Annotated in this window: 9 protein-coding genes and 1 tRNA gene; 5 read left to right on the forward strand and 5 right to left on the reverse strand. The window is 38.7% G+C overall.

Features of this window, described 5'->3' with window-relative positions; all coding sequences use genetic code 11:
* Positions 1-8: 8 nt before the first annotated feature.
* Positions 9-99, reverse strand: a tRNA-Ser gene (locus C9J40_RS20540).
* Positions 100-367: 268 nt separating this feature from the next.
* Between C9J40_RS20540 and C9J40_RS20545 the strand changes: the two genes are divergently transcribed.
* Together C9J40_RS20545 and C9J40_RS20550 are read left to right on the forward strand one after the other, a co-directional pair.
* Positions 368-991 (forward strand): hypothetical protein, encoded by a 624-nt coding sequence (locus C9J40_RS20545; RefSeq protein WP_107208296.1) that lies wholly within the window; start codon positions 368-370, stop codon positions 989-991.
* A 73-nt stretch (positions 992-1,064) separates the two neighbouring features.
* Positions 1,065-1,868 carry a helix-turn-helix transcriptional regulator gene (locus C9J40_RS20550; RefSeq protein ID WP_105061658.1) on the forward strand — a complete coding sequence of 268 codons (804 nt, stop codon included), beginning with the start codon at positions 1,065-1,067 and terminating at the stop codon, positions 1,866-1,868.
* 44 nt (positions 1,869-1,912) lie between these two features.
* Here the strand turns inward: C9J40_RS20550 and C9J40_RS20555 are convergent, their stop codons facing one another.
* The 4 genes from C9J40_RS20555 to C9J40_RS20570 form a co-directional block, all read right to left on the reverse strand.
* The gene (locus C9J40_RS20555) at positions 1,913-2,197 is read right to left on the reverse strand and encodes a hypothetical protein (RefSeq protein ID WP_105061657.1); all 285 of its coding nucleotides are present in this window, start codon (positions 2,195-2,197) and stop codon (positions 1,913-1,915) included.
* A gap of 244 nt (positions 2,198-2,441) precedes the next feature.
* Positions 2,442-6,839 (reverse strand): M36 family metallopeptidase, encoded by a 4,398-nt coding sequence (locus tag C9J40_RS20560; protein ID WP_107247871.1) that lies wholly within the window; start codon positions 6,837-6,839, stop codon positions 2,442-2,444.
* A gap of 403 nt (positions 6,840-7,242) precedes the next feature.
* Positions 7,243-9,543 (reverse strand): patatin-like phospholipase family protein, encoded by a 2,301-nt coding sequence (locus C9J40_RS20565; protein WP_107208294.1) that lies wholly within the window; start codon positions 9,541-9,543, stop codon positions 7,243-7,245.
* A gap of 167 nt (positions 9,544-9,710) precedes the next feature.
* Positions 9,711-11,711 carry a replication initiator protein RctB domain-containing protein gene (locus C9J40_RS20570; protein WP_107208293.1) on the reverse strand — a complete coding sequence of 667 codons (2,001 nt, stop codon included), beginning with the start codon at positions 11,709-11,711 and terminating at the stop codon, positions 9,711-9,713.
* Positions 11,712-13,068: 1,357 nt separating this feature from the next.
* On the opposite strand from C9J40_RS20570, the gene C9J40_RS20580 reads away from it, so the two are divergent.
* From C9J40_RS20580 to C9J40_RS20590, 3 genes are all read left to right on the forward strand, one after another.
* Complete coding sequence (locus C9J40_RS20580; RefSeq protein ID WP_045085008.1) at positions 13,069-14,283, forward strand: AAA family ATPase; 1,215 nt, start codon at positions 13,069-13,071, stop codon at positions 14,281-14,283.
* 7 nt (positions 14,284-14,290) lie between these two features.
* Complete coding sequence (locus C9J40_RS20585; protein WP_045085007.1) at positions 14,291-15,265, forward strand: ParB/RepB/Spo0J family partition protein; 975 nt, start codon at positions 14,291-14,293, stop codon at positions 15,263-15,265.
* Positions 15,266-15,365: 100 nt separating this feature from the next.
* Complete coding sequence (locus tag C9J40_RS20590; RefSeq protein WP_107247873.1) at positions 15,366-17,459, forward strand: tRNA(Met) cytidine acetyltransferase TmcA; 2,094 nt, start codon at positions 15,366-15,368, stop codon at positions 17,457-17,459.
* Positions 17,460-17,486: the final 27 nt, after the last annotated feature.

Raw genomic sequence — 17,486 nt, forward strand, 5'->3', positions numbered from 1 at the left:
CTAGAATATGGCGGAGAGATAGGGATTTGAACCCTAGATACGCTATAAACGTATGCCGGTTTTCAAGACCGGTGCTTTCAACCACTCAGCCATCTCTCCGTAAGTGCGGCGAATATTACCGATAGATTTAAAATCTGTAAAGCCTAATTTTAAGAAAAAACACCACTCGATTAACAAATAATCAGAGTGTTAATAAAGGTAACAATATCGCCATTTGTAATCCATTTCGACGTTTATTTTTCAAGCAATACCGCGCTTTACATATCTTCTCTTCTCGCAAGGGATTAAACACAATGTGTAAAGCTTGCATATACTAAAATCAGTTATCGCGCTTTTTAAGCGTTACTGAGATACACAAGGATGTTATATGCCATTCTATATAATACTTATTGCTGTTATCTTTTTTTGTTCGGGCTGTGTTGCGCTCTATCCCGCTCAATGGCAAGCCATCACGGTTATTGATGAACTCACAGGTGAGCCTGTTTGTCGTGTACGCGCAATCTCTCCAATGCAAACGGATAGCAGCTATTATCCTATTGTTGATATGGTTCATGATCAGGTAAGAGTCGGCATGCACAGCCCAGATCAAAACCCCTTGCCCGTTGGCGATATCCAATTACAGGTAGATAGTCATTATCGTTGGCTAATCAAGCAACGTGATATGCCCTATTACCTTCAACAACAAATGGATATTACACCTCATATTCTAATAGGATACGATCATTACTTAAGTCATATGAACATGCATCAGCGTGATGAATTACAACACAGTTTTAGCACTGTAACGGCAAAAGCGTTGGCTTCAAGATCGCCTTATACCGTTGCCACAGGTGATGCTGCTAAATCTTTATTTAATCAAATGCTAACAGGTGAGTTTTTAGAATATCGAATATTTCAAACTCCATTGCATGGATTAACCGTAGGCCGCTACCCTTTAGCCCATGATTACCTTAAAGCACTACAAACTTGCGGTATCGACTGGTACCCATAAGTTATCAAAGTAGATCAATAACCTAAAACCTGCGTATACTATTCTTATCACATCATATGACAGCTAAAGTTCAATGAAAAACGTATACCAACCTTTATTTGATGATAATAATCCACCCGGTGATATCTTTTTTGGTCATACGATTTTTCTGCCAAATACAGGAACAATGAAACATGCTCATCCGTGGGGACAATTGCAACTAATCAGTGGAGGGATCATTGAATTAAAAGCGGAGAGTAAACACTTTCTTGCCCCTCCCCAGTTTGCATTATGGGTACCACCAGCAATGGAGCATCAAAGTTATATTCGTCGTAGTTTAAATTATTGTTCAATGAACATTACCAAGCCACTCGCTAATGCGTTGCCGAATTATGCCTGTTTATTGGAAGTCAGCCCATTAATGCAAGCCATGGTGAGTGATTTACGCGAGCGCCGGATTGTTAGCCCTGAAACCCCGCAAGATAAACGCTTAGTGAAGGTGTTGTTTGATCAGGTATTAATGAGTAAAGAACACCATCAATACTTACCAACAAGTGATGATAAGCTCCTACAAACAATATTGATTGAACTTGAAAAAAACCCAACCAATAATCGCAGTTTAGCGGAATGGGCAAAAATGCTTCATACGACAGAGCGTACCCTTGCCCGTCACTTCAAAGATAAACTTGGGATGAACTTTACCGAATGGAGACAACGACGAAAGTTTATCTACTCACTACATTTACTGCGTAGTGGTTTATCAGTAAAAGAGATTGCATTAACACTGGGCTATCATCAGGCATCTCCCTTTATTACTGCGTTTAAAAAGCAATCAGGCAGTACACCCGATCAATATCGTCAGCGCTTAGGTGATGAGGCGATGCCACCGAAAATATAATTGTCTATATTGTTACTGCTCGCATCCATATTACTGATATTAAATTACTTACGATTCCAACGAGCAAATAGAATTTTACTACTCAGTAGAGTAAATACACTGCATTCACCATCGTGGATATAATCAGATTGAAATTCAGCAGTGGCATTATTCGCTAAATTTTTCACATATTGCTTGTTATCCACGATCACGATTTTAGTAAAACCACGCGAATACGGTGATACATCGTACTTTAAAAATTGTAAAGCGCGCTGTGGATCCCGCGTTGTGGTAATAATATCAGGGTAATGAGAAAGTCCATGCGTAATTTTTAATTTAAAAAATGCCATCACACGTTGTCAGTAACTTGAATTTTCGCGATAGTATTAAGATACGATTGACGCAGCAAGCACTCCCTTTTCGCTATTTATTCACTGTTACAGTTAATTACCATCTACTCGTCATTAGACATGTTTTGATACAGGTATTTGATAATTTAAGAGTCATTATAGACGCTAAGAGTAAACATACGATTTAACCAACAAAAGAAAGCCCCGCTAAATAGCGAGGCTTAAATATGTCACTTATTAACAATTAATGACGTAATTCATCGAGTGGATAAGCATCTAACTCATCAGGGACTTGATCATCATCATCATCATCATCTTGGATATCAGGTTTCTGATCGTTATCCGTATCAGTTAAGTGAGTACGCGTAATAATTTCATACGATACACCACCAATTTCTTGATTATTACCCGCAGCCGTTGTACCTAACTGCATCACATCAAGATGGTAAAGTGCACTTTCTTTGTCTGTAATAGGCATAGGATCGGCGCTAAAGCGTAATTGCACATTTGCTTCATTAGCATTACCTGTTGGGGTTTGTAAATTACGAATAATAAAGGGTAATTGAGTGATCTCTTGCCATTCATCAACGCCTGTAAACTCAAGCAAATTAATCGCTAATTTACCACCATCAACTAAGAAGCGTTGCTGTTCATCATGACCTATTTGTAAAACAATCTGTTGATTATTCGTCTCGATCCCTCTAGCAATAAACGATATTTTTTGCTGCTGATTAATCAATAAATCAACCACATTCATATTCCGCCATGCAATATTATTGTTCTGACGGGTGTTATAGTTAATGCTCGCTGTTTCTGGGAAGCTCATTGGATCTTGTGGGTTAATTAATCGTGCCACTAAACAATAATGTCCCGTTGTTGGTGGTTCCCAAGCAACTGTCGCTTCTACATCTGCCCCCACGGGTAGAGTGCCGATGGTATCAGTACCCAGCAATGTCCAATCCGCAGGCCACGTTAATCCAGTAGATGCATGTGCCCAATACACTTCAACAGTGGTATTAAAGGCCGTTGCTGCACCACGGTTTTTCACATTAACGTAAATTTCATTTTTCTGGCCAAACTCTGGATTTTGATGCGGACCTGGGCTACCTGCAACCACACGGTTCCAAATCGCTTTACTGCGCCACATCGATTTACCAACCATATTGGCATCAGGCTCATTGCCCGTATCAGGTGCAGGACCAAAGTAATCATAATGGGTATCTTCAACCCACACATCAGCAGTCTCGTCACATGAGCTTGGAATACCAAAGCCATTAGTAACATTTAAACTATTACTACTTGGTGATATTGCATCAACACCAAGTCCAAAGCCTGCAAACGTACGCCAGATTAAGCACACATCTTCACCCGAATAGTTATCGATAGCAGCTTGGATAATACCGTCGCGTGTATCAATAAAGCTTGGTGAACAAATGGTATTTTTCAACCCTTCGGTGAAATACAACATGGCACGTTGGTTACCGCTTCCCCCTAATGAATTATACAAGTTAATATCAAAACCATGTTCATCTACCAATGCCCAGTACACTTCCCATGCCGCTTGTGCCCATACAGAGCCGACACCATGAGGAACTGACATACCGGAGATAATGCTTTCATAAGTGTAATTGTTGACGGCAGGATCAGTACTATAACGTTGTGGACGTATACCTGCACCCGAGGTTGGTTGACCTAATACATAGGTCCCCATCGCACGAGGATCGGCCCCTGTGAGCCCAGCTGGTTGAGTCATCATTAAGGCATAAAGATCACTGATCCCTTCTGATGGTCGTTGGTAATTACTTAAACAATTTACATTGGCAGGGCCACCGACTAAACGATTTGAAATACCGTGAGCATACTCATGGACAATAATCGCATTATCAAAATCACCGTCACGCTGTGGAGTGGTATATGACCATAGGTACATTTGCATTCGAGGGCGTGTACCATCAGCAGGCGTCCAGAAGTTAGCATTATTCATTCCCCCGCCATCTTGCGCTTCGGCTTTAACATCATCGCCACCAGCACCGGGTGCTCCATATTGATTGACTTGGAAATTCCCTGAAGCTTGATCAAAGCCATATAGATAGGTGATATCGTGAATAATGTTATTCCAGTGGAATAAGTTTGCTACAGCCGCATCGCTGTTGTCTTGTGGTGGTAGAGTAAAATCCAGTGGGAAGACACAACTTATACCCGCCAAACAATCAGGCTCGACTCCTGTTGGTGAACCTGAATTATTTGAATCATTATACGCATGAACATTGTTACCTCGCATGATGGTATATTCATTGCCAATGGTGGCATTTATATCATGCCATCCCCATGGTGAACCGGGACTTGCCGCCGGATTAACTTCAATTTGTCGAGCGTTAACAGGTGTTGCATGATTCGGTGATTCAACAGGATATTGAAACACTTCATAGCTGTGCTCATCAACCTGATCAAAGTAAGCGAGAAGTTCACCACTATTGGCATCAACCAACATTTGATAGACATGACGTTGATCATGAGTAAAGAGTAAGAAAGACCATGCCAAACGTAGTTCATCATTTTTGACTGGCATGTAAACTAATTTAGCGTCAATCGGCTCTCTTGAAGCACTGGCGGCATTAACTTTTGTTGCTTGATCATCTGCGCCAAGATCTTCATTTTCAATGGTTGGCTGGTGGCGAACCTTGATCCCTACTTTTTCAGCCGCATTAATGATCGCTTGCTTAATCGTTATGGTGGGTGCTTGCTTACTCAAAATCACTTGATCAATATGTGGTGAGAAGGTGTTATTCACACTTAAGATACGACCATCACGATTCACATTTACTTGTAGCAAAGCATTAAAGACATCACGCCCATGGATTTTTTGTTGTAAGTAAAAACGCTTCGCACCTGTCGCTGCAGTTTCATAAACTTGTTGCTCTACATTGGCAATATCGGTAGGTGATAAATGTAATAATCGTCGATTATCTTCAAGAAAATCCATCACCACTTGCTCTGTGGTTTTACTTGGATCAGCATCAGTCAAATAGCCAGTCTGATTATAAAGAACACGCGCTACACCTGTGCGTTTTTCATAATCAATTTTCACCGGCGGTATTCTTACCATCATGTCATTAGCAAGGTTTATTTGCTCTGTACTGGGTAAAATATTGATATTTTCAGTTAAAGATACCCGCGTATCATAGTTTCTTGATTCAACAGCATCTGCTGGTGGTGATTCAGGGATCATTAAATATAAATCAACATTATTGATGCTTAGAGGTGCAGCATTAACGACTTTTTCAGCGACATAACCAATCGCTTTAGCCTTAATATCGTGTTCACCTATAGATGTATTGAATACCAGCGCACCATCACTGGTCGACGGATCTTCCCCAGTTACACCAATAGGAGTTGCTGCATCATCAATAAAGATTTGAGCATCTTTAACAGGGTTACCGTTGACATCATAAACATTCACCACAAAATGGGCATTAAGTGCCGTTACAACATCAATCGTTGTATCGTTAAACGTCACCTGACAGCCTAAGGTTTTATCATTGTGCTCTAAATGAAAACTCTCTGAAGTACAACTTGCAAATGCAACAGTCGGATTATCCGCGGTATCGAAAAATTTTAATGTTAAAAACAAACCATGGATCTGTGTTTGAGCAAAATTCAAATTCATCGGTAGCGTTGCGATGTAACTATCAGGTGTATTTGGATCTTGGGTAAATATCACTTGATCATCAAACACTATCATATTGTTAGGATCTAATAGCTTAAGCTCAGTATTAAGATCTGATAATTGCTGAACATGGGTAATAATCGAGTTAGGAATTTTAACCGTGATATCTGTAGTCTCTCCTTGCTCATTAAATGTAATGACGCTGACCCCCATCAATGGAACCACATCATAATTCGCAATAGCAGTATTTTGATCAATATTTAATACTTGGTTTGGTATATCTAAATGTCCCACTTTTTCAGTGTCATTGTAGAAATTAATATCAACGAAATAGCTACCATATTGGATATTAAAAAAAAGATCAGATTGCGCTGAATTTTTGTTGATTAAAAACTTCATTTCTTGATTATTATCAAGCCCAATACCAACAATAGGGGTTCCTAAACCTAATAAATTTAATTCGTTAGGATCGACTTTAAAAAAGAGTTTAGCCATTTCAGGATTAACAGAAACGTCAATATCAAGTTTGCCTAATACAGGGGTTAAATTCATCGCAATAGGGGAATTACCATCGACAATATTGGTGTTCGCTTCACCATGATATTTTTGTCCATCATGCTCAATATCAAGCATAAGATCATAATTACCCGGTGTTAAGCCAACCGTTGTTTCCGATTCCACTTTAAACGTATCAAGATGTAGATACGCTTTCCAATCGAACTCATCGACAGCATTCGTAGCTGTATTCGTTGCTTGTAAAGTCCCCACTAATAAGATTGGTGATGAAGTATTTTTTCCTATTTGTTCATTTTTTGTGGAGGGGATAGCCATACGAAATGCAGTGAATTCAGGAGTAAAATCAATGACTACAGTTTTACTATCACTACTGGGTGCTACTGTATCTTCACTGCTACCATTACAACTCACAATACTTATTAGCATTGCGAGCCATATAAACACTCGGATAATTTTCATGAGCAAGCCTCTATTTATCTCAGTTTACTTTGCGAATACAAATTAACTTTGTGATTATAGAAACGGTTTATTTTTTATTTGTCTTGTTTAAAAGAAAGAAAATACTTAATAAATAAGTACCATTGAAATGTTAAAAATAGGATAAATATAACAAGTAATTAAATAAAATATTAGTTAAAAAAAAAGCGAGCAAGATGCTCGCAAACGTAATATACAATACAAAAGTGATTATAATTCAAGATCCTTCTTAAATAATTAATCCTTAGTACGATAAGACAAAGGTTATATCGGTAATTATTTTGCCATATACGTAGATATATTTGTCATAACAATGTAAATACACAACATATTCAAAATTAAAATAAGCAAGGTTAAGTAAATTTACTTAACCTTGCTTTATTGATTACCACGAAGAGCCAAGAGAAAGGTAGAACGAGTTATTGCCGTCTTCTGCTTGACCATAACTCAAGTAAACAGGACCTATAATAGAGTCAACAGCAACATAAACACTGCCTGCAGTCACTGCCGAGCCCCAAGACATTTCTGAAGATTTAGCCCAAACTCCCCCATGCTCTAAAGACCCTCCCACATAAACAGGTAATTTAAATGCGCCAAAGTTATTATCCATGACACGATAACGATAGACAATGCTAGTAAATGCACTGTAACGGCCATTTAACTCGTAACGGTGATAACCAGATAAATTAAATAAGCCACCTAACGCCTGAACAAATATCGGTAATATTTCGTCTGAATCAGATCCAGCCGTTTTCGCATTTAACACCAAGGTATGTCGATCATAAGTAAACGGTTTTTTAATCGATAAGTTATAAAAAGTAGTATTGCCATTTACTTCACCCTTATCTTTATACTCACTGGTTGTTTGGTTATAACCCGTGGTTGCATTCGCATATAAACCTTTTGACGGAAAATAGAAACTATCTAAGTCATCATAAATTAAGTTTATATAAGGGCCGTGCACGAAATAATTCTCTTTATCTCGTTTTGAAAGGACCGTGATAGAGCCTTTTTGAACACTGTATCCAAGAACTGCTTCTGCTGATGATTTTAAATTCCAACCAATAGCAGCATAACCATTAACATGTCGATATTCAGTTTCGATATTAAACCGATCATCACTATTCCCATCGACATAATTAATAGTAGGACGATTGAATTTCCTTACCTCGTTACTTGCACCAGCACCAATTTCTGTAAAAAATTGCTGTTTATAATCGAGTGGGAAATAAAATTCAGTATTGATATTTTTCCAACTACCTAATGAGAACTCTGTTAGCCACTCTCCCCCTTTATCAGTGAGATCGGTATATAGATATTGAGCACCAAAAGAGAAGTTTGAACGATTGACAAAATCATCTTCGAACGCCAAAGTAAAGTTTAAATACCCCGGTCCCCATGATTTTTCATTAATATCCATATCAAGCACGTTTTCGCCGTTTTCTTGCTTAATTTGGTAAGTAATTCGACCATAAACATCTTCACTTTGTAGTCGTTTAACTGCTTGCTCTAATTCTTCATTAGAAATTACTCGACCAGTTTTTAAATCCAACTGAGACAATAAGGTTTTTTCAGGTAAACGGGTATTATTCTTTATTTTTATCTTATCAATGTAATAAGCAGAAGCTGCGGTTAATTGGCTTCGACGATTTTGTTTTTGTTTAATATAAGCTTGATAATCGTGATCTGATAATTGATAACGAAGTAATTTTGGTAGCGAAGCCGTTGCCACTTTCCTTCCCGCTAAATATGCTTTTTTCATTTGATCAAAATCAGCGGCAGTCATAAATGACACATCAGGCTGGAGATATACATCACCTTCGGCCATGAGACTTTTTTGCAGATCAGCACTCGCATTGGTCATATAAGTCGTTAATTGAGCAACGATATTTAACGCACTATCAAGATCTTTACTTGGCATTAAATTATCACGTAAATCAACCGCAATAATGGCATCAGCACCAAGCACTTTGGCCACATTAACAGGCATATTGTTAACAACACCACCATCAACCAATAGTTTCCCATTTAAGTGAACCGGCTTTAACGCCCCTGGTACTGTCATTGATGCTTGCATTGCTGTCGCTAAATGACCTGAACTTAATATAACAGGTTTCACTTTAGCAATATCGGTAGCTACACTTCGATACGGGATTGCGAGCTGATCAAAAGATTTTAAAGCAGGAAGGTTATCAGTCACATCTCGTAGAATTTTAGCAAATCCTTGACCTTGAAATGCGCCTGAACGCGATTTAAATTCACCATTCAGGTCGAGACCAATATCAGTATGTAATTGATATCTATCACTTTGCTGCTTTCTACGTAACGTAAGATCGTTACGACTAGCACGATCGAGGTAACCTTCTTCCCATTTAACACCAAAGGTACGACGTTTTACTTCTTTAGCACTTAACCCCATGGCGTACATACCGCCAACATAAGCGCCCATACTGGTACCGGTTACGATATCAACAGGAATGCGGTTTTCTTCTAGTACTTCCAGTACGCCGATGTGAGCAGCTCCTTTTGCACCACCACCGCTAAGAACAAGTCCAATCCGTTCTCGATTCAGTTTGGGACGTTCATCTACACTCGCATACACTGTAAGAGACTGTACACTGAGTGCCATAAATAATACGGTTTTTATTATTCTATGCTTTTTCAACACCATGAAGTTCCCAATCATTTAGCGCTATCACAATGAAAATATTTTAACCAACGAGTTCCTCTCATCGTTAAAATATTCACTAAAACTACGAATCGCTTAATAAAATACACTAAATACTAAATATTCCGTTAATAAAATGAAAAAAGAGCGTACAAAACGCTCTTTTTCTTTCTAACGCAACAGCTTTAAATGCCTTTGGCGACATCATCAAGTGCTTTTAAAACCTGCTCATTAATATGGCCTTCATGGACAAGTTGACAGACTTTTCGTCTAACAGCTAAGCCTGAAATTAAACGTTCAATCGATAAATGACGTTCGTCTTGGCGACTGTTATATAACTCAACGGTACGACTTAAAGTTTCATAACTGACTTTTTGACCAGAAACATATAACCAATCTAGCTTCTCTAAGTATCCGTGGCACTCTTCAGTAATAACTGATGATGGATGACCAGTCATTGCAGATAAAGCCGTTATGCTTCGCTGGAGCGCTTCTGGTGAGGTATATTTAGATAACACAATCGTTAATTCATCTGCATTAATCTCAACAAGATGCTTACGCAACTTAATACGACGCCCTAATCGGCCTTTCGGACGCGGTGCCTTTCGCTGAATCGGTTCAAACTCACCATCAATAATGGCGGATAATTGTTCTAATTCTTGCTTTGGCATGATCTCATTACGTAACGGGTTTGGCATTGTTGGTGCCATCGTACGCTTACCTTCATTGGTCGTTTTAGCACGTGAATATCGGATCACTTCATCAGCATCACATTTAATATCAATACGATAATCTGTGTAACGTTTATCAGGCTCTTCAGCACTGATCGTTAAATGGTATCCCCATAAATTCACCGCAAATATCGTTTCTGTTACTTTTCCTTCAGCTAATTTTTTCAATTCTCGAATAAGATCAGAAGAAAAACGTCGCCATTCAATATTTCTAGCAAGCTTTTGATTTAAATCACTTAAAAGCATAGAGTCATTGACACGACGAGACATGCGACTACGGAAAAAAGTATACAACTGAAACACAAGCGTATGCTGACGTAAAATTTCAGGTGGAAACAAGAAAAAATAATCGCGTGTTAATAGTTCATCAAAAAATGACGGTTCCCACACCAAAATATACAAATTAGGTTTGATCCTGATCTCACCATCTTCCCCTTCTTGAGGCGCTTCTTCTGAAGCCGTGATCGTTCTAGCAATAAAACGAAAACGATCACTCTTAAACCCTTCAGGCATATTTTCACTTAGCCAACGACCAGTGAGTTCGTGTAATTGAAAATCAGTAAATTCAATACGATCAATACTTTCTCGAATAGAATCGCGTGCCGGGCCACTGTCTTTTTTGCCTCGTAGAGCCAAAATATCAGTGATATAGACTGGCGTCTTATTTACCATCGATCGCGCTTGAATTTCATAATCAGCGATATGGTGATCATGGTACTGAACCGTTAGGGTAAACAACGCAAACAGTGTCATGAGATCATCCACCGTCATGATCGACTTTGATGATCGTGTCTCAATGATCGCTTTCGTACCACTGATCGCAACCATTGATTTTTGATAACTTTTTTTAGTTCTCGGTGGCGCTAACGCTTGATCAATGATCCCTGCCCAGCTGGTTGGTGAAACCACAATTTGATCAGCTTCATCAGGCATACTAGGTGGGGTGCCTAAACCATGTTCTGTCAGTAAGCGTCGATTAACATGATTTTGTGCTAATGCTTTTGAACGTTTTTGTTTTTCTTTTTCTTTAAATTGGTCTGATTGTAAACTCCCCGTGCCCAATTGAGAGATCAGCAAAGATGGATTGATGAAGTGATGCAGCATGGTTTTACCGGCTAAGCCTTCTTCGAACCTTACAGGCTGCTGATTAAATAAACCAACACTCACAGCTGCACGTAAACGTTGCTGAATTGCCGCTCGCGTTAATTGACCTTCCGTTGCTTCAACAAGTTCAGTTGTTGATACATAACCATCTTTGCTTGATAAACCACGTAGCGAAATAATATTGAGCAATTCAATAATACTTTTGGTGACCCCTTTGAAATGTTGATATTGCGGAAGCCAATCGACAAGATTTGAATGGATCAAAAATAAATGACCATCTTTGTGCGATCTAGGGGCTTCGATCAATATTTTTTCAATTGGGGCATTTTCACTATTACGAGGTTGTTTCATTTGTCATTGGCCGTAGATTCATCATCTTTCCGCAAAGATTAATAGAAAAAGATCAATAAATAAAGTTTTTTATTTAAAGATTTTTAATACTGATCTTTATGATTAATTCTGATCTATTTGATTAACTGATCTAATGATCTGGTTCTATTTTACAATGTAACATTTTGTTTTAAAAGAAGATAAAATAGTGACGTTACGGAACAATGATCATGGTTTTATCGGAAGTGTGATCAACAGTTGATTGAAAACATGATCATCATAACATTGGAAGCATGATCATCTGGATTCTGAAACGATGATCAACATTCAATTGAAAGCATGATCATAATAGATTCAATGCTTATTCACAGGGTTATCCACAGTAATCCTTTATCTGTATTGATTGATCTTTAATTCCACGCTGTAAAAGTCATTTATTAAGGCGTTTTTAGTCGGAACAATGATCATGTAAATGCCGTTCGAACCATTTTGTTTAAATTCTATTCACTTTTTAAAGTCGGATAAAAAGTAATTACCGCGACCATAACGATTAATCCATATTACATTGATTCGTTATGTTGCTAAAGAAGTGCCTATTTTGTCGTTTAATATTAGGAAAAATGATCAAGTAAATGAATCTGCATTTCAAATATCTGTACTATTTATTCAATATTGACCTTTTGGACACCTTCTAAGGGAGGTTTTGTGTGCTAAACCCTTATTGAACCTACATTCACCGTAACTTATCACCTTTCGATCATGCTTCCGTAACTATTGTTGTAAGGCGCTAGCGCCCCCCTTTTACCTTGATCATTTTTCCTGAAAATTTGATCTTATAATCGATTGAAGTTCTGATTTATATTGCCGTTAGAGCACTTGATCATCGTTTCGTGATCGCCGCTATTTTATCGGAACAATGATCAAGATTTTGTTCGCTCTATTTCGACTTTTAGGTGATGAGATCTGGCTTTATTTGCTATTTCATAATTATTTTAATGAAATAGCTATGAAATTATTCAATTTCATCATAGTGTTAGATCTTATCGTTATTTGTCTAATTTTAGCTGTATCTGAAATTGAAATAACATCTCCCGTAACTTAGCTTGTTTTTCTCATGCTTCTGTAAATAGCTAGCTAAAATCAATTTACATTGTAAAGTTGTGACGCTGTAACACTTTAAATCTGTCTCTTATTTCGAGTAGTTAATCACATAGTTAACGTCATAAAATGTTCAAATATTTATCTCATATCTGCTTTTATCAAACATAAAGCTTTTTGACTTTAGATTAATATCACACTGATTGTTCAGCTTTTTATTGTTATGTTCTGTGTTTGTTGTACAATATTGCTCAGTCTATCATCATGGCGAAGAGTGATAATGAATAGGGAACAGACGATCCAAAATTTGCTCAACATTGCAGAGCAAACAAAACAAGTACAAGCGGACCGAATTGAGATTGTTTTAGAAGAGCGTCGTGAGGAGCTATTCCCTCCGATGTCTAAGGCTTTAATGGAAACACGCTCAGGGTTAACAAGACGTAAACTTGATGATGCAATTTCTCGTATGGAGGCTGATGGTCATCAATTTACGAAAAATAATGCTAATCACTACTCTATTACATTAGAAGAAGCCCATAAGCTGATGAAAGCGGCAAAAAAACCGGCTTTTCATGAGAGAGAAGGAGCAGGCCGTAAACCTTGGGTTGTTAATGTTCAGAATCAGAAAGGTGGTACGGGTAAATCAATGACAGCGGTTCATATCGCTGCTTGTTTAGCATTAGATTTAGATAAACGCTATCGTATTTGTCTTATCGACCTTGATCCACAGGGTTCATTACGTCTGTTTTTAAACCCTCTTATAAGTGTGGGAAAACAAGAAACGATTTATTCCGCTGTTGACGTTATGCTTGATAACGTACCTGATGGCGTTGAAATGGATAAAGATTTCTTAAAAGATAATGTGGTTATGCCAACCCAATATCCTAACCTTAAAACGATAGCGGCCTTCCCTGAAGATGCGATGTTTAATGCTGATGCATGGCAAGATCTTGCAGTAAATCAAGACCTTGATATTGTTCGTTTACTCAAAGAAAAAGTCATTGATCCAATTGCAGATGAGTTCGACATTATTATGATTGATACGGGTCCTCACATTGACCCACTGGTATGGAATGCAATGTATGCATCTAATGCGTTAATCATTCCTTGTGCTGCAAAACGTCTTGACTGGGCATCTACTGTTAACTTTTTCCAGCATTTACCGACTGTTTACGAGATGTTCCCTGAAGATTGGCATGGTTTAGAATTTATTCGTTTAATGCCGACAATGTTTGAAGACGATAATAAGAAGCAAGTTTCTGTGTTAACTGAAATGAATTACCTGCTTCGTGATCAAGTTATGATGGCAACAGTGCCACGTAGCCGTGCATTTGAAACTTGTGCTGATACCTATAGTACGGTATTTGATTTAACGGCAGCAGAGTTTGAAGGGGGTAAAAAGACCCTTTCAACCGCCCAAGAGGCTATTCAACGCGTTGGTTTAGAACTAGAACGCGTTATGCATAGCCACTGGGCAAATCTTAACGAGGAGTAACTAACAGATGGCTATTAAAACAACTGATCTTAATGCTCGTCTGTTCGGTAAAGCGGACAAACGTCGCGCGACTAATGTAACAGAAGCACAAACAGCTGCGCGCGATAAAGCTGCTGTAATAGAATTAGCGGTAGCGGGTGAAGAAACAGTTGCGTTTGAATTAATCAAAATTAATGCAGATGATGTCAGTACTAAAACCACTGTTTTTGCTGAGAATGCACGTGAACAAGCATTTTTAAATGAGCATGCACTCGCTGATATATTATCGACATTGAAAGATCGTGGACAGCAATATCCCGCTGTTGGTCGTTGGTTAGATGATGGTCGTATTGAAGTTTTAGACGGTAGCCGCCGTCGAATGTCTTGTATTTTAGCTCATAAAGATTTCTTAATTTATGTTGCTAAAGGCATTAATACTGAACACGCTAAATTTTTATCTGACGTCGCTAACGCTCATAAACCGTTAAGTTTATTTGAGCGTGGTAAAGAGATGCAACATCTCCTTGATAGTGGAAAAGTTGCGGATCAAAAAGAGTTAGCGCGTTATTTACAATGCAGTGAAGCCCTGGTGAGTGGTGCTTTAAAAGCGGCAAGTTTACCGATGGAATTGCTGATGGCTTATCCTAGCGTTGGCGAACTTGGCCGTCCTACGATAGTTAAACTTCACCGTGTGTTTTTTGGCTTAGATGCTGAACAACAGAAAAAGATGATTGAAGAGCTAAGTGCAGAAAATACGGCACTTTGGAAAACAATCAAAGCACAAGGGATCAGCCGTATTACTCGCGAAGTGACGGTTAAACTTGAAGAGATGGGTGATGCACTTCAGCCAAAAGCTGTTGTTGAAAAACCTAGTTCTCAAGAGCTTATTAAAGGTAAAGTAAGTTATACCCGCGATGGTGATAAGTTACAGTTACGTTTGAAAAAAATGAGCGATCGCCAAGTCAGTGACATTCTTGATTATTTAAATGATTATCTGAAATAATCAATTCTTATTAAAACCACGCACTCTAGCGTGGTTTTTTTTCATCTCAATTTTGTTTCACATGTTATGATCTCAGCAATCATGTTGTTCAGGTTATTGTATGTTATCACTTCTTCCTACGTTTATTTCTAAGCTTCATGGGGACTCTCTTGCAGCTAATTGCCGTCGACTTGTTATTGTTGAAGGTGATCTTTGCTGGTCAACTCAGATCACGCAAGTATTCTCTGAACACTATTCAGCGATGCTTTGGGCGGGTGATAATGCGCCTGACTCTATGCTTCATTGTCCTTTTAAAACAGCGAAAAAGTGGTTGGGACAAGAAACAGATTGTATTGCAATTAACGCTCATCACGGTATTGATGCGAATGTTATTGGTGCGTTGTCCGGCACAATAAAAGGGGGCGGGGTAATGTTATTACTCTTACCTCTTGGATGGAAAAGCGATGCTAATATTTCTCCATTTATGAAGCGGCTATCATTATTGTGTGCAGATCCTGATGTGATTACGTTATGCCAAGATACGCCTATTCCGATATTTAAACCTTGGATTCACCAGTCACCTAATAGTGTTGATTTTATCTCTAGTGCTCCTCGGTTTTGCATATCGCAACAACAAGAGCTTGCGGTTGATGCCATTATCAAAGTTGCTGTTGGTCATAGGAAGCGCCCGTTAGTTTTATCGGCTGATAGAGGGCGAGGTAAATCGTCATCGTTAGGTATTGCTGCTGCTGAATTAATGCTAACGCGTAAAATGAAAATTGCGGTGACGTCTCCTTCTTTTTCTTGTGCATCTACCGTTTTTTCGCATGCCCAGCAACGCTTGGTTGACGCTGATACCACTCACCCTCATCGCTTATTATGCCAAGGGAGTGAGCTACATTTTATTGCGCAAGATGTTATTTGTGATGTTGCAGATAATTTTGATTTTATTCTTGTCGATGAAGCTGCAGCGATTCCTGGTGATACCTTGATCGCGCTATTGAATAGACATAATCGGTTAGTCTTTGCCACGACGATTCATGGTTATGAAGGGACAGGGCGTGGTTTTGAAATTAAATTTAAGCAAGCCCTCAATAAAAAAATACCGCAGTGGAAAGCGCTTCATATTGAGCAACCTATTCGTTGGCAAGTCAACGATCCGTTAGAGCAGTGGGTTTTCAATGCATTACTGCTTAATGCAGAGTACTCAACAATAGAGACATTATCTGATGCGACCATTTCTTATGAACGCGTTACTAAGTCAGAGCTTATTGCCAATAAAAATTTATTGTCTCAAATAGTTGGTCTATTAATTCATGCCCACTACCAAACCTCTCCCAATGATGTTCAACAACTTCTTGATGATGCTAGCCAACACCTACTCGTCGCCCGTACGGAACAACACGTGATTGGTTGTTGTTTGCTCGTCAAAGAAGGCGCGTTTGATGAGGATTTAGCGCAAGCGGTTATGCTTGGACAGCGAAGAATCAAAGGGCATTTATTAGCGCAATCTATCGCAGCACACCTAGGTTTAAAAGCGGCAGCGAAACAGTCTTGTTATCGAATATTACGTATTGCTGTTTTACCGGCACTTCATCGTAAGGGGATTGGTCAGCAGTTATTATCTCGTGCTGAGAAGTACGCTTTGTCGTGCGGCGTTGACTATATTGGAACAAGTTTTGGTGCTTCTGATGAGCTAGTCAATTTTTGGCATAAAGCAGGTTTTACGCCCATTCGGTTAGGCATAAATAGAGATGCGGCCAGTGGTCTTCATTCTTTACTCTGCGTTAAAGTATTTAATCCTCACTGCTATGACGCCTGGTTCAATGATGCGACAATTTTATTTTCCGCGAGTTTTTGTGCTCAAAGAGTAGAACAGTTTCAACGGCTAGCGCCTGAATTATTTCTTTGTTTGTATAGAAATGGCAAGAGTCATTCAATTAATTATCAACTACCAGAGCCCTTTATTCAGTCTCAACTTAAAGGCTTTTGTTTAGGGGCGTTAGGCTATGATTACGTGGTTGCAAGTATTGAAACAAAGCTATCATATTATTTACTCAGTAATGACTGTACTAGCAATGAGGAATTGTTTTTTGTCATTGCAAAAGTGATGCAGCGCCAAGCGTGGGCTGATGTTATCTCTTCGTTCAAATTTACTGGACGAAAACAAGCAGAAAACATTCTTCGCCAATTTGTCAGCGAGAATCTTATCTAGTCTCAGCCTAGATTTTGGGAGTACGTT

Origin of the sequence: Photobacterium sp. GB-72 (assembly GCF_003026095.1) — a bacterium.
Lineage (GTDB): Bacteria > Pseudomonadota > Gammaproteobacteria > Enterobacterales > Vibrionaceae > Photobacterium.

Bases quoted from the DNA above. Each gene is read 5' to 3' on its own strand.
- C9J40_RS20585 (WP_045085007.1), top strand. From the start codon at position 14,291: ATGGCTATTAAAACAACTGATCTTAATGCTCGTCTGTTCGGTAAAGCG.
- C9J40_RS20545 (WP_107208296.1), top strand. From the start codon at position 368: ATGCCATTCTATATAATACTTATTGCTGTTATCTTTTTTTGTTCGGGC.
- C9J40_RS20555 (WP_105061657.1), bottom strand. From the start codon at position 2,197: ATGGCATTTTTTAAATTAAAAATTACGCATGGACTTTCTCATTACCCT.
- C9J40_RS20590 (WP_107247873.1), top strand. From the start codon at position 15,366: ATGTTATCACTTCTTCCTACGTTTATTTCTAAGCTTCATGGGGACTCT.
- C9J40_RS20550 (WP_105061658.1), top strand. From the start codon at position 1,065: ATGAAAAACGTATACCAACCTTTATTTGATGATAATAATCCACCCGGT.
- C9J40_RS20565 (WP_107208294.1), bottom strand. From the start codon at position 9,543: ATGATTGGGAACTTCATGGTGTTGAAAAAGCATAGAATAATAAAAACC.
- C9J40_RS20560 (WP_107247871.1), bottom strand. From the start codon at position 6,839: ATGAAAATTATCCGAGTGTTTATATGGCTCGCAATGCTAATAAGTATT.
- C9J40_RS20570 (WP_107208293.1), bottom strand. From the start codon at position 11,711: ATGAAACAACCTCGTAATAGTGAAAATGCCCCAATTGAAAAAATATTG.
- C9J40_RS20580 (WP_045085008.1), top strand. From the start codon at position 13,069: ATGAATAGGGAACAGACGATCCAAAATTTGCTCAACATTGCAGAGCAA.